This window comes from Microvirga soli (genome assembly GCF_016734765.1).
GTDB classification, from domain to species: Bacteria; Pseudomonadota; Alphaproteobacteria; order Rhizobiales; family Beijerinckiaceae; genus Microvirga; species Microvirga soli.
The window spans coordinates 1-740 of the sequence record NZ_JAERQE010000166.1 but is presented as its reverse complement, the minus strand read 5'-3'; the positions used below and the strand labels follow the sequence as shown (position 1 = coordinate 740).

Here is a 740-nt window from a genome sequence, read left to right as displayed (position 1 = left end):
CACTGCGCTTGGCCAGCCTGAGACCCCACGCCTTCAGCGCCGACCACTTGGCCACGCGGGTGAGCAGCACGTTGGCGGCCTCGTAGAGGTAGCTGCGCAGCATCACGTCGCCGCATTTGGAGATCCGGCCGGTCCAGTCGGTCGCGCCGGAGGCGTAGCCTCGTGCCGTCAGTCCCGCATAGGCGCCGACACTCCTCGACCGCTTGAAGCGGGTGGGATCATCGATCGTTGCCAGGAAGCACAACGCCGTGATGGCACCGACACCGGGGACTGTCATGAACCGTCGCACTTGAACACTCTCCCGAGCCAAGCGCAGCACCTTGCCATCCAGGTCTGCAATCTGCTGCTCGACGGCCTCACGCGCCCTGAGAAGCGGCAGGGTTGCGGCGGCGAGTTCCGGCCTGTCCTCGAGCAGTTCGGCCGCACGCCTGGCAAACACGTTCATCTTGGCCCGTCCGATCACCTGCCCGAGGTTCTTCAGAAGTCCGCGGATCTGGTTCTCCAGATCGCGCTTGAGTTTGACCAGCAGAGCGCGGCTGGAGAGGAGGGCCTTGATGGCGTGACTGCCGCGGTCTTTGACGTGCACCTGCTTGTACCATCCACATTGCATGATGCGGGCGATGCCAGCGGCATCGTTGCGGTCGTTCTTGTTGATCTGCATCTTCAACGCTGCCTTGGCATGCCGGGCATCGATGCAGATGACAGGCAATCCCAGCGCATTCAGCTCGTTCCAGAGCCAC

Annotated in this window: 1 protein-coding gene; it reads right to left on the bottom strand. The window is 63.5% G+C overall.

The genetic code is table 11. The features are described 5' to 3' along the window. A partial coding sequence (locus JKL45_RS29690) for an IS110 family RNA-guided transposase (RefSeq protein ID WP_201865373.1) occupies positions 1-740 on the bottom strand: 740 nt, incomplete at both ends.